General features: G+C 68.2%; 22 protein-coding genes and 1 pseudogene. 10 read left to right on the plus strand and 13 right to left on the minus strand.

Annotated features, from left to right (window positions below):
• Positions 1 to 3: 3 nt before the first annotated feature.
• The gene (locus MQH10_RS11925; protein ID WP_242564277.1) at positions 4 to 1,887 is read right to left on the minus strand and encodes an ABC-F family ATP-binding cassette domain-containing protein; all 1,884 of its coding nucleotides are present in this window, start codon (positions 1,885 to 1,887) and stop codon (positions 4 to 6) included.
• 147 nt (positions 1,888 to 2,034) lie between these two features.
• On the opposite strand from MQH10_RS11925, the gene ndk reads away from it, so the two are divergent.
• Complete coding sequence (gene ndk, locus MQH10_RS11930) at positions 2,035 to 2,454, plus strand: nucleoside-diphosphate kinase (protein WP_242564278.1); 420 nt, start codon at positions 2,035 to 2,037, stop codon at positions 2,452 to 2,454.
• Between the two features lie 77 nt (positions 2,455 to 2,531).
• Here the strand turns inward: ndk and MQH10_RS11935 are convergent, their stop codons facing one another.
• The gene (locus MQH10_RS11935; RefSeq protein WP_242564279.1) at positions 2,532 to 3,248 is read right to left on the minus strand and encodes a dienelactone hydrolase family protein; all 717 of its coding nucleotides are present in this window, start codon (positions 3,246 to 3,248) and stop codon (positions 2,532 to 2,534) included.
• Between the two features lie 146 nt (positions 3,249 to 3,394).
• Between MQH10_RS11935 and MQH10_RS11940 the strand changes: the two genes are divergently transcribed.
• The 4 genes and pseudogenes from MQH10_RS11940 to MQH10_RS11950 all read left to right on the plus strand — a co-directional run bounded on the left by MQH10_RS11940 (position 3,395) and on the right by MQH10_RS11950 (position 5,680).
• Positions 3,395 to 3,625 (plus strand): DUF4287 domain-containing protein, encoded by a 231-nt coding sequence (locus tag MQH10_RS11940; protein ID WP_242564280.1) that lies wholly within the window; start codon positions 3,395 to 3,397, stop codon positions 3,623 to 3,625.
• 90 nt (positions 3,626 to 3,715) lie between these two features.
• Positions 3,716 to 3,883: pseudogene (locus MQH10_RS27085) on the plus strand (CoA transferase); the annotation flags it as partial.
• Between the two features lie 5 nt (positions 3,884 to 3,888).
• Positions 3,889 to 4,938, plus strand: coding sequence for a CoA transferase (locus MQH10_RS11945; protein WP_336605088.1), 1,050 nt, complete (start codon positions 3,889 to 3,891; stop codon positions 4,936 to 4,938).
• Positions 4,939 to 4,999: 61 nt separating this feature from the next.
• Positions 5,000 to 5,680, plus strand: a complete 681-nt coding sequence (locus MQH10_RS11950; RefSeq protein ID WP_242564281.1) for a glutathione S-transferase family protein — start codon at positions 5,000 to 5,002, stop codon at positions 5,678 to 5,680.
• Here the strand turns inward: MQH10_RS11950 and purM are convergent.
• The gene (gene purM / locus MQH10_RS11955) at positions 5,659 to 6,687 is read right to left on the minus strand and encodes a phosphoribosylformylglycinamidine cyclo-ligase (protein ID WP_242564282.1); all 1,029 of its coding nucleotides are present in this window, start codon (positions 6,685 to 6,687) and stop codon (positions 5,659 to 5,661) included. The genes MQH10_RS11950 and purM overlap by 22 nt on opposite strands.
• A gap of 71 nt (positions 6,688 to 6,758) precedes the next feature.
• Here purM and rnd point away from each other — a divergent pair, with 71 nt between their 5' ends.
• Positions 6,759 to 7,937, plus strand: a complete 1,179-nt coding sequence (rnd, locus tag MQH10_RS11960) for a ribonuclease D (protein WP_242564283.1) — start codon at positions 6,759 to 6,761, stop codon at positions 7,935 to 7,937.
• 3 nt (positions 7,938 to 7,940) lie between these two features.
• Positions 7,941 to 8,336, plus strand: coding sequence for a YccF domain-containing protein (locus tag MQH10_RS11965; protein WP_242564284.1), 396 nt, complete (start codon positions 7,941 to 7,943; stop codon positions 8,334 to 8,336).
• Positions 8,337 to 8,414: 78 nt separating this feature from the next.
• On the opposite strand, the gene MQH10_RS11970 is transcribed toward MQH10_RS11965, so the two are convergent.
• From MQH10_RS11970 to MQH10_RS12000, 7 genes are all read right to left on the minus strand, one after another.
• Positions 8,415 to 9,401, minus strand: a complete 987-nt coding sequence (locus MQH10_RS11970) for a D-2-hydroxyacid dehydrogenase (protein WP_242564285.1) — start codon at positions 9,399 to 9,401, stop codon at positions 8,415 to 8,417.
• A gap of 25 nt (positions 9,402 to 9,426) precedes the next feature.
• The gene (locus tag MQH10_RS11975) at positions 9,427 to 10,914 is read right to left on the minus strand and encodes a Ppx/GppA phosphatase family protein (protein ID WP_242564286.1); all 1,488 of its coding nucleotides are present in this window, start codon (positions 10,912 to 10,914) and stop codon (positions 9,427 to 9,429) included.
• A complete protein-coding gene (locus tag MQH10_RS11980; protein ID WP_242564287.1) occupies positions 10,892 to 13,096 on the minus strand; it encodes an RNA degradosome polyphosphate kinase in 2,205 nt (734 codons plus the stop codon). The genes MQH10_RS11975 and MQH10_RS11980 overlap by 23 nt, the downstream gene beginning before the upstream one ends.
• A 79-nt stretch (positions 13,097 to 13,175) precedes the next feature.
• Positions 13,176 to 13,850, minus strand: coding sequence for a P-loop NTPase family protein (locus MQH10_RS11985; RefSeq protein ID WP_242564288.1), 675 nt, complete (start codon positions 13,848 to 13,850; stop codon positions 13,176 to 13,178).
• A gap of 129 nt (positions 13,851 to 13,979) precedes the next feature.
• Positions 13,980 to 14,741, minus strand: coding sequence for an arginyltransferase (locus MQH10_RS11990; protein WP_242564289.1), 762 nt, complete (start codon positions 14,739 to 14,741; stop codon positions 13,980 to 13,982).
• Positions 14,742 to 14,927: 186 nt separating this feature from the next.
• Positions 14,928 to 15,833, minus strand: coding sequence for a flagellar motor protein MotB (locus MQH10_RS11995; protein WP_242564290.1), 906 nt, complete (start codon positions 15,831 to 15,833; stop codon positions 14,928 to 14,930).
• 71 nt (positions 15,834 to 15,904) lie between these two features.
• Complete coding sequence (locus MQH10_RS12000; RefSeq protein WP_242564291.1) at positions 15,905 to 16,240, minus strand: hypothetical protein; 336 nt, start codon at positions 16,238 to 16,240, stop codon at positions 15,905 to 15,907.
• Positions 16,241 to 16,344: 104 nt separating this feature from the next.
• Between MQH10_RS12000 and MQH10_RS12005 the strand changes: the two genes are divergently transcribed.
• Positions 16,345 to 16,860: a GNAT family N-acetyltransferase gene (locus tag MQH10_RS12005; protein ID WP_242564292.1), complete on the plus strand. Its 516-nt coding sequence runs from the start codon at positions 16,345 to 16,347 to the stop codon at positions 16,858 to 16,860.
• Here the strand turns inward: MQH10_RS12005 and MQH10_RS12010 are convergent.
• The 3 genes from MQH10_RS12010 to MQH10_RS12020 all read right to left on the minus strand — a co-directional run bounded on the left by MQH10_RS12010 (position 16,844) and on the right by MQH10_RS12020 (position 18,748).
• A complete protein-coding gene (locus MQH10_RS12010) occupies positions 16,844 to 17,149 on the minus strand; it encodes an NUDIX hydrolase (RefSeq protein ID WP_336605091.1) in 306 nt (101 codons plus the stop codon). The genes MQH10_RS12005 and MQH10_RS12010 overlap by 17 nt on opposite strands.
• Before the next feature lie 85 nt (positions 17,150 to 17,234).
• Entirely contained in the window at positions 17,235 to 18,251 is a 1,017-nt protein-coding gene (hemB, locus tag MQH10_RS12015) for a porphobilinogen synthase (protein WP_242564293.1), read from the minus strand.
• Positions 18,252 to 18,271: 20 nt separating this feature from the next.
• Positions 18,272 to 18,748: a hypothetical protein gene (locus MQH10_RS12020; protein ID WP_242564294.1), complete on the minus strand. Its 477-nt coding sequence runs from the start codon at positions 18,746 to 18,748 to the stop codon at positions 18,272 to 18,274.
• A gap of 96 nt (positions 18,749 to 18,844) precedes the next feature.
• On the opposite strand from MQH10_RS12020, the gene MQH10_RS12025 reads away from it, so the two are divergent.
• Positions 18,845 to 19,984, plus strand: coding sequence for an isobutyryl-CoA dehydrogenase (locus MQH10_RS12025; RefSeq protein ID WP_242564295.1), 1,140 nt, complete (start codon positions 18,845 to 18,847; stop codon positions 19,982 to 19,984).
• The gene (locus MQH10_RS12030; RefSeq protein WP_242564296.1) at positions 19,981 to 21,033 is read left to right on the plus strand and encodes an enoyl-CoA hydratase/isomerase family protein; all 1,053 of its coding nucleotides are present in this window, start codon (positions 19,981 to 19,983) and stop codon (positions 21,031 to 21,033) included. The genes MQH10_RS12025 and MQH10_RS12030 overlap by 4 nt, the downstream gene beginning before the upstream one ends.
• The last annotated feature ends 29 nt before the right edge of the window (positions 21,034 to 21,062 follow it).

The following is a 21,062-nucleotide window of genomic DNA, read 5'->3' on the forward strand; positions in this document are numbered from 1 at the left end:
CCGCTAGCCCTCGCCCTTCACCGCCTCATAGGCCTCGACGGCCTCCAGCCACTCGGCCTCGGCGGCCTCCAGCTTGGCCTGGGCCTCGGTGCGCTGCTTGCCCAGATAGGCGGCCTTGCCGGGGTTCTTGGCGAACACCTCCGGATCGGTGAGCGCCTCGTCCAGTTTGCTCACCGCCTCTGTCGCCCGGGCGAGCGCGGCTTCCGCCTGCTCGGCCCGCCGTCGGGCGGTGCCGGTCGGGACCTTCGTCTTTTGAATCATTGGCTTAGGGGCCGGTGGCGGGGCCTCCTCGCGGACCTGGGTCGGTCCCTTGGCGGCCTGGCGGGCGCGCTCGATGACAAACTTCGAGTAGTCGTCCATGTCGCCGTCAAACGGCGCGATCCCCCCGTCGGCCGCCAGCCACAGGCGGTCGGCGACCAGCTCCATCAGCGACCGGTCGTGGGTGATCAGGATCACGGCCCCCTCGTACTCGTTCAGGGCGTCCAGCAGGGCCCGACGCGAGTCGATGTCCAGGTGGTTGGTCGGCTCGTCGAGGATCAGCAGATGCGGGGCCTCCATGGCCACCAGGTTCAGGAGCAGGCGCGCGCGCTCGCCCCCGGACAGGTTGGCGACCGTGGTCTCGACCTTGTGGGCGCCCAGGCCGAACTGGGCGAGCCGCGAGCGGCGCGAGGCCTCGGTGGATTCGGGCATGGCCCGGCGGATGATCTCCAGCGGGGTGTCCTTGGGATCGAGCGCCTCGATCTGGTGCTGGTGGAACCAGCCCACCTTCATCCGGCGATCCCGGTGCAGTTCCCCGGCCTGGGCCTCGAGCGCGCCCGCGATCAGCTTGGCGAAGGTCGACTTGCCGGCCCCGTTGACGCCCAGCAGACCGATGCGGTCGTCGAGGTCGAGCCGCAGGTTCATGTGGCGCAGGATCGGCTTGGCGTTCTCATAGCCCGTCGCCACGCCCTCCAGCCGGATCAGCGGCGGGGCGAGCGGCCGGGCCGGCGAGGGCAGGGTGAAGGGGGCGACGTGCTCCGCGGCGACGGCCGAGACCGGCGGCAGCTTGGCCAGCATCTTCAGCCGCGACTGGGCCTGGGTCGCCTTGGACGCCTTGGCGCGGAAGCGGTCGACAAAGGCCTGCAGGTGCGCGCGCTGGGCGTCGACCTTGGCGCGGTTGGCTTCCTGCAATCGGGCCCGCTCAGCCCGCTGGTTCTCGAAGCTGTCATAGCCGCCCGTATAGAGGTCGAGCTTGCCGTCGTGCAGATGCAGGATGTGGTCGCAGGAATTGTTCAGGATCTCGCGGTCGTGGCTGATGATGACCGCGGTGTTCGGATACTTCTTAAGCCGGGCCTCAAGCCACAGCGCGCCTTCCAGGTCGAGATAGTTGGTCGGCTCGTCGAGCAGCAGCAGGTCGGGCTCGGCGAACAGGGCGGCGGCCAGCGCCACCCGCATCCGCCAGCCGCCGGAAAACTCCGCCATCGGCCGCGCCAGGTCGCCGTGCGAGAAGCCCAGGCCGGAGAGGATTTCAGCCGCGCGGCTGGGCGCGCGGTCCGCGCCGATCTCGGCCAGCCGCGCATAGATTTCGCCCAGATGCTCGGGGTCGGCGGTGTCCAGCTGACCCATCAGGTCGTGCCGTTCGAGGTCGGCCTCGAGCACGGTGTCCAGCAGGGTCACCGGCGTGGCCGGGTGCTCCTGATCCACGGAAGCGACCCGGGCGGTCTTCGGATAGCCCACCTCGCCGTCGCCCGCGTGAAGCTGTCCGAGGATCAGCTTGAACAGGGTGGACTTTCCCACGCCGTTCCGCCCGACGAGCCCCACCTTGGCGCCCACGGGCAGGCTGACGCTCGCGTGGTCGAAAAACCGGCGGCCCCAGGAGTCGAAGGTGAGATCGTGAATCTGCAGCATGCGGCGCCGCCCTTAGCAGAGCCCGCATGCTGCGTCGCGGCAGGAATGCCCGGGGCTATGCTTGGCGTTGTCACAAGGTGCGGCTATAAGCCCGCACCCTTTGGTGGGATCGCCCGCCGAACTCCTCAAGAAAAAGCTCGCAAGACCATGACCGAACGCACTTTCTCGATCATCAAGCCGGACGCCACCAAGCGCAACCTGACCGGCGCGATCAACGCCGTGATCGAAGGCGCGGGCCTGCGCATCGTCGCCCAGCGTCGCATCCGCATGACCGAAGACCAGGCCAAGAAGTTCTACGAAGTCCACGCCGCCCGCCCGTTCTACGGCGAGCTGGTCGAGACCATGACCTCGGCTCCGGTCGTGGTGCAGGTCTTGGAAGGCGACAACGCCATGGCCAAGTACCGTGAAGTCATGGGCGCGACCAACCCGGAACAGGCCGCCGAAGGCACCATCCGCAAGCTGTTCGCCCTGAACGTCGGCGAGAACTCGGTCCACGGCTCCGACAGCCTCGAGAACGCCAAGATCGAAATCGCCCAGTTCTTCACCGACGCCGACATCGTCGGCTGATCGGGCCGCCCTAATCGGGGCGACCGCTGAGCCAGTTCAAGCCCCTTCCGGCCCCGGCCGGGAGGGGCTTTTTCGTTTCAGATCAGGCCCGTCTCGCGCAGCAGGTCCTCGGTCGCACGCCAGGCTCGCGCGTTGCTGTCGGCCTGATAGGCGAAGCCCGGCATGCCCCAGCTATCCGCCTCCGGATTGGTGAAGCTGTGGCCCGTGCGGCCATAGACCGTCATGCGCCAGTCGACTCCGCCAGCCGTCATGTCCGCCTCGAAGGCGTTGCGCTGGTCCAGGGGGATGACGGGATCGTCACAGCCGATGTGCACCAGGACCTTGGCCTTGATCCTGGACGAGTCCTCTGGACGGGCCGTCCCCAGGCCGGAGTGGAAGCCCACCACGGCGCGCAATTCGGCGCCCTTCCGAGCCAACTCCAGAACCCCGGTGCCGCCGTAGCAGAACCCTATGGCCGCCAGCCGCGTCGCATCCACCCGGGGCTGGGCCTTGAGCGCCTGCAGGGCCGAGCCTAGTCGGGCCTGGATGTGGGCGGGGTCGGCCATGAACCGCACATAGCGCCGCATGGTCTCGTCGCGATCGGTCACGACCTGGCCGCCGCCTTGATAGTCCGTGGCCAGGGCGACAAACCCCAACGCCGCCAGACGCTGCGCCGCGTCCAGGGTGTGTTGGGTGATCCCCGGCGACTCGTGGGCGACCAGCACGCCCGGCGCTGGGCCCGAGCCGGAGGGCAGGAACAGGGTCCCGACGAATTCGATATCCTCGGCCGCGTAGCGGACTTCGATGCCGGTCATTGTGTTTCCCCCTTCTGCCCTGGCGCCCTCGGTGGCGGACATCTTGCTTGATCGACGGGCCGGCCGCCACGCCCTGGATGATCCTGTCGGTTCGGTCGATATTCAGCCGTCCTAGACCCAGACCCCAGATTGAACGGTGAGGTTCCGTGTCCTTCCAAGCCTATCTCGACAACATCCAGGCCAAGACCGGCCGCACTCCAGATGACTTCCGGCGGATCGCCGCGGAGAAGGGGTTCACCGTCGGCGGGGTCCTGCGCAAGGACCTCAAGGCGGGCGTGGTCCTGGCCTGGCTCGCCGAGGACTACGACCTCGGGCGGGGTCACGGCATGGCGATCGTGGCCCTCCTGAAGGGCGACAAGAAGGTTGGAGACGCCTGAAGCGACCGACCAGGGTTCCGTTACGGCTATCCTTCCCGACGGCCGCGGCCTGGGGTAGCCAGGACCGGCCATTCATCCAGGAGCCCCGCCATGTACGACCTCTTGAAAGGCCTTCGCGTGGTCGAGGGCGCGGCCTTCGTCGCCGGCCCGACCTGCGGGCTCTACCTCGCCCAGATGGGCGCCGAGGTCATCCGTTTCGACAACATCGGCGGCGGTCCCGACTTCAAGCGCTGGCCCCTGAGCCACGAGGGCAAGAGCCTCTATTGGGAGGGGCTCAACAAGGCCAAGAAGTCGGTGGCGATCGACCTGTCGAGCCGGCCGGCCGGGAGCTGGCCCAGAGGCTCGCCGCGGCGCCCGGCGAGGACGGCGGCCTGTTCGTCACGAACTTCCCGGTCGACGGCTTCCTGTCCTACGAGAAGCTCAGCGCGATCCGGCCCGACCTGATCTGCGTCCGGGTCATGGGCTGGGCCGATGGCTCACAGGGCATGGACTATACGATCAATTCCGCCCTGGGCCTGCCCCTGATGACCGGACCCGTGGGGGATGAGCGGCCCGTGAACCACGTGCTGGCGGCCTGGGACCTGCTGACCGGCGCCTATTGCGCCTTCACCCTGGTCTCGGCCCTACTGGCGCGGATGCGGGGGCAGGGCGGCCGCGAGATTCGCGCGCCCCTGTCCGATATCGGCGCCGCGACCATGGCCAATCTCGGCTTCACGGCCGAGACCCTGCTGAGCGGCCATCAGCGCCCGCGCATGGGTAATGACATCTTCGGCGCCTTCGGCCGCGACTTCACCACCAAGGACGGGGTGAAGCTGATGCTGCTGGCCATCACGCCCAAGCAGTGGAGCAAGGCGCTGGAGACCCTGGGCATCGCCGCCGAGGTTGCGGCCCTGGAGGCCGAGCTGGGCGTCTCCTTCGCGATCGACGAAGGCCGGAGGTTCACCCACCGCGCGCGCCTCTATCCCCTGTTCGAACGCGCCTTCGCCGCGCGCACGGCGGCCGAGCTGACTCCGGCCTTCGACGCCGGGGGGGTGACCTGGGGCGCGTATCAGACCCTGGAGGCGGCGCTGGAGGATCCCCGGCTGTTCAAGGCCAATCCGCTGTTCCAGGACGTCCGCCACCCGAGCGGCCTGACCTATCCGGCGCCTGGCGCCATGGCGACGATCCCGCAGGACCTGCGCGGCGACGTCGTGGCCGCGCCGGTGTTGGGGCAGCACACCGACGAGGTGCTGGCCGAGGTGCTGAAGATGTCCGGCGGCGAGATCGCCAAGCTGCATGACGCCAAGGTGGTGGCCGGCCCCGACGGGCGCTGAGGGCTGGAAATATTCCCGGTTCCTGATATGTTCCCTCGTAGTTCAGCGAAGGAGTCCGCCCGTGCGCCTCTATTCCGGTCCCCTCAGCATGTTCGGCGCGAAGGCCGAGATCGCCGCCCTGGAGAAGGGCCTGCCGGTCAGGGTCTTCATGGTGCCCTACGACCCGAACGCCGGCTATGAGCCCAAGCATCCGGATGTCTTGAGGATCAATCCCAAGCGCCAGGTGCCGGTGCTGATCGATGACGGGCTGGAGATCTTCGATTCCACCCAGATCTTCGAATATTTCGAGCACCTGAAGCCCGATCCTGCGCTCTGGCCGGACACCCCTCGGGCGCGGGCGGAGGCCAGGCTGATCGAACACAAGGCCGACGAGGTCTATTTCCCCCACATCATCCGGCTGATGGGCCTGGAGGAGACGCCGGGCGATCCGGCGGCGGTGGCGGCGCGCGAGGCCGCGGCGCGGTTCCACGAGGAGCTGGAGCGGCTGCTGGCCGGGCGGGAATTCGTGGCCGGAACCTTCAGCTATGCCGATATCGCCGTCTACATGGCCACCCTGTTCGGGGAGCGGAAGGGCGCGATCCTGTCGGGTTCAACCCCCCGCCTGCTGGCCTGGCGCGATCGGATGAGCGTCCGGCCGGCCGTGCGGCAGGTGGCCGGCGCCATGGCCGCCTATCTGGTCTCGATCGGCCGTTCGGTTCCGCCCTTCATGGCGGATCTGCTTCAGCCGGCCTTCGCCAACTGACCGCAGACAAAGGCGTCCTCGCCGGCGGCGAGCAGTCCTTCCAGCACCGCCGGCGCATCTTCCGGCGCGACGATCAGGATCAGGCCGACGCCGCAGTTGAAGGTGCGGCGCAGTTCGTGGTCGGATACGCCGCCGACCTGCTGCATCCAGGCGAAGACCGGGGGCAGGGGCCAGGCATTCCAGTCGAACTGGGCCTCAAGCCCCTCGGCGATGGCGCGGGGCGGGTTCTCGATCAGGCCGCCGCCGGTGATGTGGGCGCAGCCCTTGATCCGGCCGGCCTTGATCTGCGGCAGCACGCTCTTGATGTAGATGCGGGTGGGCGCCATCAGCGCCTGGGCCAGGGTCTGGCCCTCGGAGAAGGGCGCCGGGGCGTCCCAGGCGAGGCCGGAACGCTCGACGATGCGGCGGATCAGGGAATAGCCGTTGGAATGCGGACCGGACGAGCTGAGCCCGATGATCAGGTCGCCGACCGCCTGGTCGCCCAGCCGCGGCAGGACCGCGCCGCGCTCGACCGCGCCCACCGAGAAGCCGGCGAGGTCATAGTCGCCTTCGCGGTACATGCCGGGCATTTCCGCCGTTTCGCCGCCGACCAGGGCGCAGCCGGCCAGGGTGCAGCCCTGGGCGATGCCGCCCACCACGCGGGCGGCCTCATCGACGTTCAGCTTGCCGGTGGCGAAATAGTCCAGGAACAGGAGCGGCTCGGCGCCCTGGGCAAGCAGGTCGTTGACGCACATGCCGACGAGGTCGATGCCGACCGTGTCGTGCTGGTTGGTTTCGATGGCGACCTTGAGCTTGGTGCCGACCCCGTCCGTGGTCGAGACCAGCAGCGGATCGGCATAGCCGGCCGCCTTCAGATCGAACAGCGCGCCGAAGCCGCCGAGCGAAGCGTCCGCGCCCGGACGGCGGGTCGCCTTGGCCAGCGGCTTAATCTTTTCGATCAGGGCGTTGCCCGCGTCGATATCAACGCCGGCCTGCGCGTAGGTGAGCCCGTTCGGCAGATCGCTCATGGGATGGAAAACCTCAAGAAAATCGCCGCCGGGGTTGCAGACTCGGGTACGCGCGGGGCTATAGCTAATTGATGACGCCGATTACAACCACCGCCGAACTCGCGGCGTTCTGTGACAAGCTTAAGGGCCAGCCGTTCGTCGCCGTGGACACCGAGTTCATGCGCGAGACGACCTACTGGCCGAAGCTGTGCCTGATCCAGGCCGCAGCGCCTAGCGCAGAAGCCGTCATCGACCCCCTCGCGGAGGGGATCGACCTCGAACCCTTCCTCGCGGTCATGCGCGATCCGAGCATCGAAAAGGTGTTCCACGCCGCCCGCCAGGACGTCGAGATCTTCAACAATCTCCGGGCGATGCCCACGCCCCTGTTCGACACCCAGGTCGCGGGCATGGCCGCCGGCTATGGCGAGCAGATCGCCTTTGACGCCCTCGTCCGACAGATGCTCAAGATTGAGTTGGACAAGTCCAGCCGGTTCACCGACTGGGCGCGCCGGCCGCTGACCGACGCCCAGCTGACCTATGCCCTGGCCGACGTGACCCACCTGGCCGAGCTCTATCCGACGCTCAAGGCGCGGCTGGAAAAAGAAGGTCGCCTGGCCTGGGTGACCGACGAGATGAGCAATCTCTGCGATCCGGCCAATTATGACGTCGATCCGGAGAACGCCTGGCGCAGGCTGAAGCCGCGCAAGCACACCGCCAAATATCTGGCCGTCTATCGCGCCGTCGCCGCCTGGCGGGAGCGCACCGCCCAGCTGCGCGACCAGCCTCGCGGCCGGATCCTCAAGGACGAGGCGATCGACGAGGTCGCCACCCAAGCGCCGACCGACGCCGCCCAGCTCGACCGCCTCCGTTCGGTGCCCAAGGGCTTTTCCGGCTCGCGGTTTGGACCCGACCTGCTGACCGCCGTCCGGGATGCGCTGAAGGATCCTGAGGGCTATGCCCCGGTGATCGAGCGCAGCCGTGTGGCGCCTTCGCCGGCCGCCGGCGCGGTCGTGGAGCTGCTCAAGGTGCTGTTGAAGGCGCGCGCCGAGGACGCCGGCGTGGCGTCCAAGCTGATCGCCACGGTTTCGGATCTTGAGCTGATCGCCAATGACGACAACGCCAAGACGCCGGCGCTCAGTGGGTGGCGGCGTGAGGCGTTCGGCGAAGACGCCCTGAAGCTGAAGCGCGGCGAACTGGCCCTAGTGCTGGACGGCACGCGGGTGCGGGTGGTCGAAGTCCGCCGGGCGCCCCGCGCCAGCGCGGCGGAATAGCCCATGCGCCTGCTGCTCAACATCCTCTGGCTCATCCTGGGCGGCTGGATCTCATTCCTGCTGTGGATGCTGTCGGGGGTCCTGCTGGCGATCACCATCGTGGGCCTGCCCTGGGCCTTCTCGGCCTTCCGGATCGCCGGGTTCAGCGCCTGGCCGTTCGGCCGCCAGGTGGTCAGCCGGGCCGAGCTGTCGCACCGGGGCGACCTCGGCACAGGCGCCGTCGGCTTCCTGCTGAACGTGGTGTGGTTTGTCCTGGGCGGCTGGTACCTGGCCCTGCATCACCTGGTGCTGGGCGCGGGCCTCTGCGTGACCATCATCGGCATTCCGTTCGGGATCCAGCACTTCAAGCTGGCCCTGATCTCCCTGGCGCCCGTCGGCAAGGCGATCGTCGAGACCTAGGACGGTTCGCGCGTCCCCAGGGCGGTCACAGGTTCTTCCCAGGCCGCCCCCAGGTCTTCCACAGACTTATCCCCAGGCTCAGAGGCCCACTTCGCTGGGGTGCGCTTCGTTGAGCAGCGGTTCGCCGTTCAGGTAGCGCTTCAGATTGGCGACAAACAGATCGTCGCCTCGGCCGGGCGTGCCCAGGCCGGAGTTGGAGGTGTGGGCGGTGACCCGGATCTTGGGATGCTCCCAGATCCAGCTGTCCTGGGGGAGGGGCTCCACGGCGAAGACGTCCAGAACCGCGTGGGCCGGCTGGTCGGTGTCGAGCCCGACGCGCAAGGCGTCCTCGTCGACCAGACCGCCCCGGCCGATATTGATCAGGATCGATCCGGGCTTCATCGCGGCGAAGAAGCCGGCATTGGCCATGCCGCGGGTCTCGTCGGTCAGCGCACAGGCCAGGACCACGACGTCGGACTGCGGCAGCACCTCCGGCAGGGCGGACATGTCGGTGACGAGGTCGGCCAGATCGTCAGACCCGACATGGCGGCGGACCACCGTCAGATGCGCGCCGAACGACTTGACCCGCTGGGCGATCTCGCGGCCGATCGAACCATAGCCGATCAGGGTCCAGCGCGACTGGCTGACCTCGCGATAGGGCGTGGGCTTCCAGGACTTCTCCGCCTGGAGGGCGCGAGCGCGGTCGATCGGCAGGATCAGGCTGAGCGCGTGGCCGACGACATATTCGGCGATGGCGACGGCCTGGGCGTTGCTCTTGGAGATGCGCACGCCCTTGGCCATGATCGACTTGAAGATCGGCGCGTCGAGCCCGGCGTTGAAGGTCTGCAGCCAGCAGGGCTTGGTCCCCTTGAGGATCGCCCCGATCAGGGCCGGCATCTGGCCGCCGGCATAGGCGTCGAGCGTCGTCCAGACGATGTCGGGATCGACCGAGGCGGCCGGATAGTCCGCGCCGTTGCGCTGGAAGCTGTCCGGCCCGACGGCGGTGATGATGTCGAGGCCCGGCGCGAAGGGCGAGATGCGATCCTTGACCCGTTCAAAGGCGGCGGCGGACATCAACAGCTGCATGGACGTCTCCGGGACGCGCCGGGCCTCAGCCCAGCTGGAGTTTCAGTTTCAGGGCCTGAGCCAGGGTGGTCGCCCGCTTGGTGGTCTGCTCGCCGAGCAGCATGTCCGTCCAGGCCGGATCGGTGGACAAGGTGAGGGTCTCGCCGCTGATGTCCAGGCTCGAATGGGGAAGGAGTGTCGGATTGCGGCCCGCCAGGTCGCAGCCCAGGCGGATGGCCGCGCCCAGGGCCCGGGCGCGCTGGCGTCGCTCCACCGTCAGGACGCGGGCGATGGTCGCGGGATCCGGCGGATTGGGCGCCGAGGAATGGCGCGAAAAGGCCACCGAGGCCAGGAAGGCGCGCTCGGCGTGGCTCATGCCGGCGATCGGCGCCCGCAGGACCTGGTCGAAGGCGAGATCCGCCCGGTGATCGGGGTGCAGACGGGCGCCAAGATCGGCCAGCCGGCAGGCCGCGGCCAGCAGGACGCCGTCCCGTTCGCCGAACATGGCCGGCAGACGCGAGAAAGGCCTAGTGAGCCAGGCCTCCAGGGCCGGTCCGAGGTCGCTCATCAGGCCGCGCAGGGCGGTCAGGGACTCGCAGCCCTCGATCAGCGGATCCTTGGCGCGGTCCTCGGCGCTCATGCCCTCCAGCAGCAGGCCCTCGCGGACGCCGAAGGCGGAGATCACCACCCGCTCGACGCCCAGGCGCTCGATCAGCGCCTCCAGCACGACGGCGGCATGGGGCAGGGTGTCGAAGCGCTTCTTGGACAGCCCCTCGATCCGTTCCAGCGAGCCCTTGGACTGCCGGGCGACAAAGCGGGCGAGGTCGACGGCGTCCGAACGGCCGATCTCGTACTGGTGGGCGACGTGCAGGGGATAGTCGGCCATGGCCATGTGCAGCAGGCCGAGATTGCGCCAGGCCCCGCCGACGGCGTGGAACTCGCGGGTCTGGAAGCGGTCGGCCACGGGCCGCAGGATCTGGTCGACCTTGCGTCGGGTGCGGTCATTGTCGAGGGCGGCCGGCGCGCCGAGCGCGAAGGGGCCGAGCGGCAAGGTGGTGCCGTCCTGGGCGTCGGGCAGGCGAATCAGCTCCAGGCTGGAGCCGCCGAGGTCCCCGACCACCCCTTGGGCGTCGGGATGGCCGGCCAGGACGCCGAGCGCCGCATAGCGGGCCTCTTCCTCGCCGGACAGGACCCGGACCCGAAAGCCAGTCTCATCGTGGATGCGCTGCAGGAAAGCCGGGCCGTCCTGGGCCTCGCGGGCCGCGGCCGTGGCGACGACGGCGATCTCGGAGGCGGGCCATCCGTCCAGCACGGTGCGGAACCGGCGCAGAGCCATCAGGGCCGTGGTCACGCCGTCCGGCGACAGGCGCCCCGTCGAGGTTAGGTCCCGGCCGAGTCCGGCCAGGGCCTTCTCGTTGAAGACCGTCCAGATCGCACGGCCTTCCAGCCGGTAAACCACAAGGCGGACCGAGTTCGAACCGATGTCGATGACGGCGGCCTGCCGGCCCGGGCTATTGTCCGCGCGAGGCCACATGATCAATCGCGCGCGGCATGTCCTTCACCTTCTGCCCCCGGCCGGAGAGGCTCGGGTTGGTCATGAAGTACTCGTGCGCGGAGAAGGCGCCCGGGTGATCCCATGATGGATCGCGGGTATAGCGGCCCTGGGCGTCCAGCGTCCAGCTTTGCGCCTCGTCCTTCAGATTGGCGACCATGATCTGCTGCAGCACCTGCTGGTGCACGGTGGGGTTCTCCACCGGGGTCAGGGCCTCGACGCGCCGGTCCAGGTTCCTGGGCATCCAGTCTGCCGACGAGATGAACACCCGGGCCTCGGCCGAGGGCATGGGCGCGCCGTTGGAGAAGGCGACGATCCGCGCGTGCTCCAGGAACCGCCCGACGATCGACTTGACCCGGATATTGTCCGACAGCCCCGGCACGCCCGGCCTCAGGCAGCAGATGCCGCGGATGACCAGGTCGATGGAGACCCCCGCCTGGCTGGCGGCGTACAGGGCGTCGATGATCACCGGATCGACCAGGGCGTTTAGCTTGGCCCAGATGGCCGCCGGCTTGCCGGCCCGGGCATTGTCCGCCTCGCGCCCGATCAGGTCGAGCAGGTCGTGCTTCATGGTCTCCGGCGAGAAGGAGAGCTTCTCCAGCCGGTCGGGCCGCGCATAGCCGGTGATGTAGTTGAACAGCCGCGCCGAATCCCGACCCAGCGCCGGGTCGGTCGTGAACAGGGACAGGTCGGTGTAGATGCGCGCCGTGACCGGGTGATAGTTGCCGGTGCCGAAGTGGCAGTAGGTGCGCAGCGCATCGCCCTCCTTGCGCACCACCATCGAGAGCTTGGCGTGGGTCTTGTACTCGACGAAGCCGAAGACGACGTGGACGCCGGCGCGCTCCAGATCGCGGGCCCACTTCAGATTGGCCTCCTCGTCGAACCGGGCCTTGATCTCGACCAGGGCGGTGACGTTCTTGCCGTTCTCGGCCGCCTCGATCAGGGCCGCGACGATCGGGCTGTTGGAGGAGGTCCGGTAGAGGGTCTGCTTGATCGCCAGCACATTGGGGTCGCGGGCGGCCTGCCGCAGGAACTGGACCACCACGTCGAAGCTCTCGAAGGGGTGGTGGACGAGGATGTCCTTTTCGCGGATCGCGGCGAAGCAGTCGCCGGCGTGGTCGCGGATCCGCTCGGGGAAGCGGGGCTCGAAGGCCTTGAACTTCAGCTCCGGCCGGTCGGCGGGGATCAGCTGGTTGAGCTCGTCCAGGCCCAGGAGGCCGTCGATCAGGACCACATCCTCGTCCTGGGCGTGGAGGTTCTCGCTGATGAAGACGCGAAGCTCCTTGGGCATGGCCGATTCGATCTCGATCCGGACCACTGAGCCGAGGCGGCGCTGCTTCAGGCGCATCTCGAACTCGCGGACCAGGTCCTCGGCCTCTTCCTCCATCTCCACATCCGAGTCGCGGATCAGGCGGAACACGCCGAGCGAATCGATATCGCAGCCGGGGAACAGCCGGTCGAGAAACAGGGCGACCATGCCTTCCAGGGCGATGAACCTGCGCTCCGTCTTGCGGCGACGGCCGGCCGGGGCCGGCAGTTCCCAGAAGCGGGCGACCTGGGCCGGAATGGGGACCAGGGCGTAGAGCATCCGCCCGTCGCCCGCCCGGCGCAGCTTGAGCACCAGGGAGAAGGCGAGGTTCGGGATGAAGGGGAATGGGTGGGCCGGGTCGATGGCGAGCGGCGTCAGGACCGGGAACACCCGCGACAGGAACACCTCTTCCAGCGCCTGGCGCTCGGTCAGGGTGACCTGGTCGGGGGAGACGACGCGGAGGCCTTCGTCGGCCAGCTCGGCGGCCAGGTTGCGCCAGCGGGTCTGCTGGTCGGCCATCAGCACCGCGGCCTCGGCATTGACCCGTTCGAGCTGCTCAGCCGGGGTCAGGCCTTCCTGGCTCAGCGCGCGCACGCCCTCGCGGACCTGAGCCTTCAGGCCGGCCACGCGCACCATGTAGAATTCATCGAGATTGTTGGCGCAGATCGACAGGAAGCGCAGGCGCTCAAGCAGGGGATGGCGCGGGTTCTTGCTCTCGTCGAGGACGCGCTCGTTGAAGGCCAGCCAGGAGAGTTCGCGGTTGAAGAACCGCGACGGCGACTTCGCCAGGTCCGGATCCAGGACAAGACTAGCGGCGTCGGCGACCGGAGGGGCGATGGGCGCAGCGAGGGGCATGGTCGGTTCTACTCTAAGACGGCCGTTCAGACATCTGTTGGATCAAGTGGTCTTGAACCCGACGGATGACAGCTGCAAGTCAGCCCTGGAAAAGGTCAAGATTCTCCGTATCTCCCTCGAGAATCTGCCGGGCGAGCGCGCGAGAAATGGGCCGCTGTTCGTCATCTGCGGCGTCGTCCAGCCGCTTGACGATCTCACGAGCGGCCGGGATCGACCGTTCCATGCGCCGCAGGAGATAGGGAAAGACCTCCTTGGGCGGACGAATGCTGCGGGCCTTGAAGAACTTGCGCAGCACGCCTTCCAGCACGACATCGTCCGGCTCCTCGATCAGGGCAACGGGCATGGCGTTGAGCCGGGAGCGCAGGTCGGGCAGGGCGGCGGGCCAGGCGACCGGGGCTGTCTTGGCCGTCAGCAGCAGCCCGCCGCCCTCGTGGCCGGCCATGTTGATCAGGTGGAACAGCGCCTCGTCATCGACGCCCAGATCGACATCCTCCAGCAGGACGGGACGGCCCGGCGCGTGGGCGACGGCGGGGGCCAGGCGATCGAGGGTGATGGCGTCGGCGCGGGCGGCCCAATCGCGCGCCAGATGGGTCTTGCCGGAGCCCTCGGGCCCGACGAGGGCCAGGCAACCGGTGTGCCAGCCCGGCCAGGCGTCCAGGGCGGCGAGGGCATGGGCGTTCGAGGGGCCAGTGACGAAGTCGCTGCGCGCATAGGACACCGGTCGCCTGAGTTTCAGGCGCAGCTGGCGGGTCATGCGGGACGTCCGGCGCGGCAGGTCACGATCTGAATTTACCAAGCGGACGGGCGCGGGTCGATGCGGCGGGCGGCGACGTCTGGGGATGAGCGCCGAACGCCTGTTGATGGCGCGCGTCCGAGAGGGGCTTCAGCCCTCGGCGGGCTTGCGATCTCGGGCCGACATCAAGCTCCAGCCCTCGGGACGGAGCAGCTCGATCGGCGAGAAGCGGACCTTGTAGTCCATCTTGTCCGAGCCCCTGACCCAATAGCCCAGATAGACGTAGGGAATGTCGGTCAGGCGGGCCTGGACGATGTGGTCCAGGATCACGAAGGAGCCCAGGCTGCGACGCCCCAAGGTCGGGTCGTAGAAGCTGTACACCAGGGACAGGCCGTCGCTCATCATGTCGACCAGGGCGCAGGCGACCAGATCACCGGGGCCGCCATCCTTGGACTTCAGGCGATATTCGATGATGTGGGTGCGGACCGCGGTGTCCTCGACCATGGCGACATAGTCGGGCCAGGCCATTTCGGCCATGCCGCCGTCGGCATGGCGGGTCAGCAGATAGCGGCGGAGCAGATCGAACTGCTCCATGGTCGCCTCGGCCTCGACGAGGTGGCGCTCCAGGTCGTCATTGCGGGCGAGAACCTTGCGCTCCGAACGCGAGAAGACGTAGTCGCGCGCCGGAATCCGGGCCGAGACGCAGGCCGAGCACGACTCGCAGGCCGGGCGATAGGCGATGTTCTGGGACCGGCGGAAGCCCACTAGGGTCAGGCTGTCATTGACACTGGCGCCGTCGGACAGAGGCAGGTGCGCGAAAACCTTCCGCTCATGGCGGTCAGGCAGGTAGGGACACGGCGAGGGCGCGGTCAGGAAGAACCTGAGCTGTCGCGTCGGGAAATGCTGCGTCACGGACTTGCGATCACCTTGAAAACAGGGCGCCTGAAGGGATTAGGCGTCATGCTGGCGATGCGCGCAAGTCCGCGCTTTGGGGACAATCCCCCGCTGGGCGCGTCAAAGCGTCCATGTCCGCCCGCGATCACGGGCTTGTGCTGGCTTAACCGGACCCTGAGCTGGCGTCGGAGGTCCGCCATCGGATCAGAAGGCGTGGTCTGGCGGCAGCACCGGCGCCTCGCGAAGCAGCACGATGGCCATCCGCCGGTTGCCGGGCAGGGTAGGGTCGTCGGGATAGAGCGGCTCGGAATTGGCCTTGCCCGACACCTGATAGACCCGGTCCGGCGCGACGCCGGCCGATTGCAGCACCTTGCGCGAGGCGTCGGCGCGGGCGGAGGACAGCGCCCAGTCGCCGTCGGCCAGAGCGCCGTTCAGGCTGGCGGAGGTGTGACCCGAAATGGTGATGCGGTTCGGCAGCTGGTTGATGATCTTGGCGACCGCGCGCAGCAGCACCTTGGCCCGGGCGTTCGGCTGGGTCTGGCCCTGGTCGAACAGCGAGCGACCTTCCTGGTCGACCAGCTGGATGCGCAGGCCTTCCGGCGTCTGGTCGACGATGATGTTCTTGGAGAGCTCGGCCAGCTCCGGCATGTCCTGCAGGGCCTGGCGCAGAGATTGGGCGGCCGAGGCGAAGGCCGCTTCCTCCCGCTTCTCCATCGCCTCGCGCATGGAGTCCTGGGAGGGTTGGGCGTCGTTGGCCGACTTGGCGGCGTCCTTGGCCCGGCCATTGTCCGGGTTCTGGGAGTCCGGCGCCATTTCCTGGATCACGGACGACGATCCGGCGTGGGCCGAACCATCCTCGCCCAGGGCGGTGCCGCCCAGGATGCCGCCGGCGCCGGAGGTCGTCTCCGACACGCTGGCGGGCGCGAAATAGTTGGCAATGCCCTTCTTCTGTTCCGGGCTCGTGGTGTTGATCAGCCACATGAGCAGGAAGAAGGCCATCATCGCGGTCACGAAGTCGGCGTAGGCGACCTTCCAGGCGCCGCCGTGGTGGCCGCCGCCGACCACCTTCTTGACCTTCTTGATCATCACCGGCGCTTCGCCGACCGCCATGACTCAACCCCGATCCGACTGACTGAGGGAAGGGTGGCCGACGCGCGTTAAGATGCGGTTTAGGTTACCGGCTAGATCACTTCGAACGCGAACATCGCGCCGATGATCCCCAGGCCGACCAGCCCCAGGATGAACAGCGTGTCCGCGACCAGCTCCAGGCGATGATGCAAGGTGGTGCGCTGGTCCGACCTCAGGGAAAGATAGGCGAAGAGGGCGCTGAGCACGAAGGCGACGGCGGCCCCGCCCGCATATTCATCGACATGGCTGGGCCCCTTGTGAGTCTCGACGATCTTCACCAGCCCGATCAAGGTGGCGCAGGCGCCGATCATGGTCCCGCAATTGTAGATAATGCGCTCTGGCAATTGCCCCGTGGTGGGCCCTGTCGTCGCGGCGGCTTGCTTGGCCATGAAAGAGTCCTCCGGGCGGCGGTCCTCGCCCGGTGGCTGCGGCGGGACTCGACGCGAGACGCTAATCCGGCATTGCTAAGCTAGAAAGATGCGTGGAGCACAGAATGGGGAACCTGATCGAGACGGATCGGCTGGCCCTGCGGGAGCTGCAGGTGGGTCTGGACGAGGCCTTTGTCCTTGAGCTGCTCTCGTCCCGCGGATTCATCGAGAACATCGGGGATCGCGGAGTCCGCGATCTGGAGAGCGCCCGGCGCTACATTCTTGAGGGCCCTGGGGCCAGCTATGCCCAGAACGGGTATGGCCTGTGGCGGGTCGCCCGGCGCGAGGACGATACGCCCGTGGGGATTTGCGGACTGGTCCGGCGTGACGGTCTTGAGGCCCCGGACGTCGGCTACGCCTTCCTGGAGGAGACCTGGGGGCGGGGCTATGCGGTGGAGGCCGCCTCGGCGACCTTGGACTATGCGCGCCGGGTGCTGGGCCTGGGCCTGATCCTGGCGATCACCAAGCCGGGAAATCAGGCGTCCATGCGCGTCCTGGAAAAGATCGGCATGCGGTTCGAGAAGATGATCACCTTGCCGGGCATGACCGAGCCCAGCACCTATTTCACGAGCGCGCCCTGAGCGCCGGCAGGACCCGGGTCTCCAGCAGCGGGGCAAGCCGCACATCCGGCAGCGACCCCGGGATGATCCAGAGCAGTTCCTCGATCTCGGCTCGGGGGGCGATCTCGCCGCTCACGGTCGTCTCGTAGACGCTGGACCGCACCAGGGCGTCAGGCTCGTTGGCCGCGGGCGCCTCGAAGCGACCAAAGGCCGTGGCCTGGTCGAGACGGCAGCCCAGTTCCTCCTCCAGCTCCCGGGCCAGGGCAGGGATTTCCGCCTCGCCCGGCTCGGGCTTGCCGCCCGGAAGCATGAAGGTCACCGTGCCGGCCTTGCGGACCGTCAGCAGCCGGCCCGCGTCTCGCGGATCAGGGCCGCGACGACCTGGATGATCCGGCTCACGCCCCCAGCATGCGCGCCGCCACCGGCGCGAAATAGGTGATGACCCCGGCCGCGCCGGCGCGCTTGAAGGCGCCCAGGCTCTCCATGATGGCCCGGTCCTCGTCCAGCCAGCCATTGCCGGTGGCGGCCTTGATCATGGCGTACTCGCCGGAGACCTGGAAGGCGAAGGTCGGCATCTTGAAGGTCTCGGCCACCCGCTGGACGATGTCGAGATAGGGCATGCCCGGCTTGACCATGACCATGTCAGCGCCCTCGGCGATGTCGAGGGCCACCTCGCGCAGGGCTTCCTCGGTGTTGGCGAAGTCCATCTGATAGGTCTTCTTGTCGCCGGGATTGTCCACTGACCCCGTGCCCAGCTTTCCGGAGCCGATGGCCTCGCGATAGGGGCCGTAGAAGGCCGAGGCGTACTTGGCCGCATAGGACATGATCATCACATCCTGATGGCCGCCGCCTTCCAGCGCCTGGCGCAGCGCGCCGACCCGGCCGTCCATCATGTCGGAGGGGGCGAGAATGTCGGCGCCGGCCTCGGCCTGCATGATCCCCTGGGCGACCAGGCGTTCGATCGTTGGGTCGTTGAGGATGCGGCCGCCTTCGATGATCCCGTCATGGCCGTGGTCGGTGAAGGGATCGAGCGCAACGTCGCACATGATTCCGACTTCCGGCGCGGCGTCCTTCATGGCCTTGACTGCTCGCGCGACGACGCCGTCGGGATCCAGCGCCAGGGTGCCGGCGGCGTCCTTCTTGGCGCCGTCGATATGGGGGAAGACTGCGATCGCCGGGATGCCCAGGCGGCGGGCCTCGACCGCGGCCTTGGCGCATTCCTTCACCGACAGGCGCGACACGCCGGGCATGGAGGCCACGGGGATCTCGCCTTCGCCCTCATGCACCACCATCGACCAGATCAGGTCGGCGGGCGTCAGCACGGTCTCGCGCACCAGGCGGCGCACCCAGTCGGCCTGGCGCAGGCGGCGCAGACGCAGGGCGGGATAGGCGGCGAGGGGGGCGGGGGACATGGTCGGGACTCCGGGGGAACCTAGGCCGCGCTGTCGCCGATCCCCCGCTCGGACGCAAGCCTGATGAAGCCAATGGCCGGGGCGGCGACAAGCCAGAGCCCGGTGAGAATCGACAGGATCACGCCGGCGACCACCAGGCCGATGACCCGACCGTCCAGGCTCATATGGGCCATCTCGATATTGTAGCTGTGGTCCTGGCTCCAGCCATGGACCCCGCCCGCCGCGATGAGTTCGGACAGGCCGCTCACCAGGGCCGTCACGAAGCAGACGCCGGCGGCGAGGGTCAGGGCGAAGGCCACCCAGAAGATGCGGATCTGGAAGGTGTGGTGGCTGCGAATGCGCGCCGGAGCCTCGTCGCGCTGCACATAGGCGATGATCACCGCGATCAGGGCGGGGACGCCGGCGAAGAAGATCGCCGCGAACAGCAGCCCATAATTCACCAGCGCGAGGTTCCGCGCCGTCTCTCCCTGCCGCCAACGGCCGGCGTCGTCGCCCATGGGAATCCTCTCCAGCCGCAGCGTCACGTCGTTGACAGGTTGCGCCAGCGGAGCCAGTTCCTCAACCCAACCATATTGAGGGCGGTTCCCAGGACCATGGACTTCAGTCTCACCGAGGATCAGCGGGCGATCGAGGACGCGGCCCGCGTGTTCGCCGCCGAGGAGCTTGCGCCCCATTCGGCGCGCTGGGACGAGGAACGCCATTTCCCGGTCGATGTGCTGCGCAAGGCCGCCGGCCTGGGCTTCGCCGGCCTCTATGTGGCCGAGGATGTCGGCGGCTCGGCGCTCAGCCGGCTGGACGCCTCCATCGTGTTCGAACAGCTGAGCCATGGCGACGTGGCGACCGCGGCCTTCCTGTCGATCCACAACATGGTCTCGTGGATGATCGACCGGTTCGGATCCGACGATCTGCGCCATAGCTATCTGCCCCGGCTGACGGCCATGGAGCTGATCGCGAGCTATTGTCTCACCGAGCCGGGCTCGGGATCAGACGCCGCGGCGCTCGCCACCACAGCGGTCCGGGACGGCGACCACTATGTGCTGACCGGCTCCAAGGCCTTCATTTCCGGCGCGGGAGTTTCGGACGTCTATTTGGTCATGGCCCGCACTGGCGGGGCCGGCGCCAAGGGCGTCTCGGCCTTCGTGGTCGAGCGCGACTGGCCGGGCGTGTCCTTCGGGGCCAACGAGAAGAAGATGGGCTGGAACGCCCAGCCGACCGCCCAGGTCAATCTCGACGGTGTGCGCGTGCCTGAGGCCAACCGCCTGGGCGGGGAGGGCGAGGGATTCCGCTTCGCCATGGCCGGACTGGACGGCGGGCGGATCAACATCGCCTCCTGCTCGCTGGGCGGCGCTCAGCTCGCCCTGGAGACGGCCCAGGCCTATCTCGACAGTCGCAAGCAGTTCGGTCAGGCGCTCAAGGAGTTCCAGGCCCTGCAGTTCCGGCTGGCCGACATGGCCACCGAGCTCGACGCCGCGCGCCTGATGGTGCGCCGCGCCGCCGACGCGCTCGACAAGAAGGACCCCAAGGCGACCCAGTACTGCGCCATGGCCAAGCGGTTCGCCACCGACGCCGGGTTCGAGGTCGCCAACCAGGCCCTGCAGTTGCACGGCGGCTACGGCTATCTGCGCGACTATCCGCTGGAGCGGATCGTCCGCGACCTGCGCGTCCACCAGATCCTGGAGGGCACCAACGAAATCATGCGGGTGATCATCGCCCGGGAGCTGCTGCGCCAATGACCGCTGACGTCCAGATCCGAGTCGAGGGCCGCGTCGGCCGGCTGACCCTGAACCGCCCCCAGGCGCTGCATGCGCTCAACTCCGCCATGTGCGTGGCGATGACCCAGGCGCTGCTGGCCTGGAAGGACGATCCGGCGGTGGAGCTGGTCCTGCTGGACCATTCCGGGGAGCGCGGCTTCTGCGCCGGCGGCGACATCCGCATGCTGGCCGAGAGCGGCGCGGGCGATGGCAAGGCCGCGCGGGCGTTCTTCTTCACCGAATACCGCCTGAACCACCTGCTGTTCGAATATCCGAAGCCCGTCCTGACGATCATGGACGGGGTGACCATGGGCGGCGGGGTCGGCCTGGCCGCGCCGTCGCGCTATCGGGTCGCGACGGAACGGACCACCTACGCCATGCCGGAGACCGGTATCGGCCTGTTCCCCGACGTCGGAGGCGGCTGGTTCCTGCCGCGCATGCCGGGCCATATCGGCCTTTGGCTGGCGCTGACGGGCGCGCGGGTGAAGGCGGCCGACTGCGAGCTGATCGGAATGGCCACCGACTTCATCGAGTCCGCCAAGATCGAGGCCTTCAAGGCCGCTGTGATCGCCGATCCGGCCGCGGTTGAGACCCTGCTCACCGAATATGAGGGCGACGCCGGGCGCCCGCCGCTGGCGACGCACCAGGACGAGATCGACCGGATCTTCGCCCATGACAGCGTCGAGGCCATCGTTGCGGCCCTGGAGGCGGCCGACACCGATTGGGCCCGCGACCAGCTGAAGGCGCTGGCGACCAAGTCGCCCCAGACCCTGAAGGTCGCCTTCCGCCAGCTCCAGCTGGGCGGTCAGGCCAAGAGCTTCGCCGAAAACATGGAGCTGGAGTACCGCATCGGCGCCCGCGTCGTGCAGCGCCACGACTTCATCGAGGGGGTTCGGGCGGTGATCGTGGAGAAGGACAATGCTCCGAAATGGAACCCCGCGTCCCTTTCCGGTGTCACTGACGCCATGATCAACTCCATCTTCGCGCCCCTGCCTTCCGCAGAGGCCTGGTCGCCCCTAACTGGTCTGTAACGGGACGCCGCCGACCGAACGATGGTATC

The organism is Phenylobacterium aquaticum, assembly GCF_022695515.1.
Taxonomy (GTDB): domain Bacteria; phylum Pseudomonadota; class Alphaproteobacteria; order Caulobacterales; family Caulobacteraceae; genus Phenylobacterium; species Phenylobacterium aquaticum.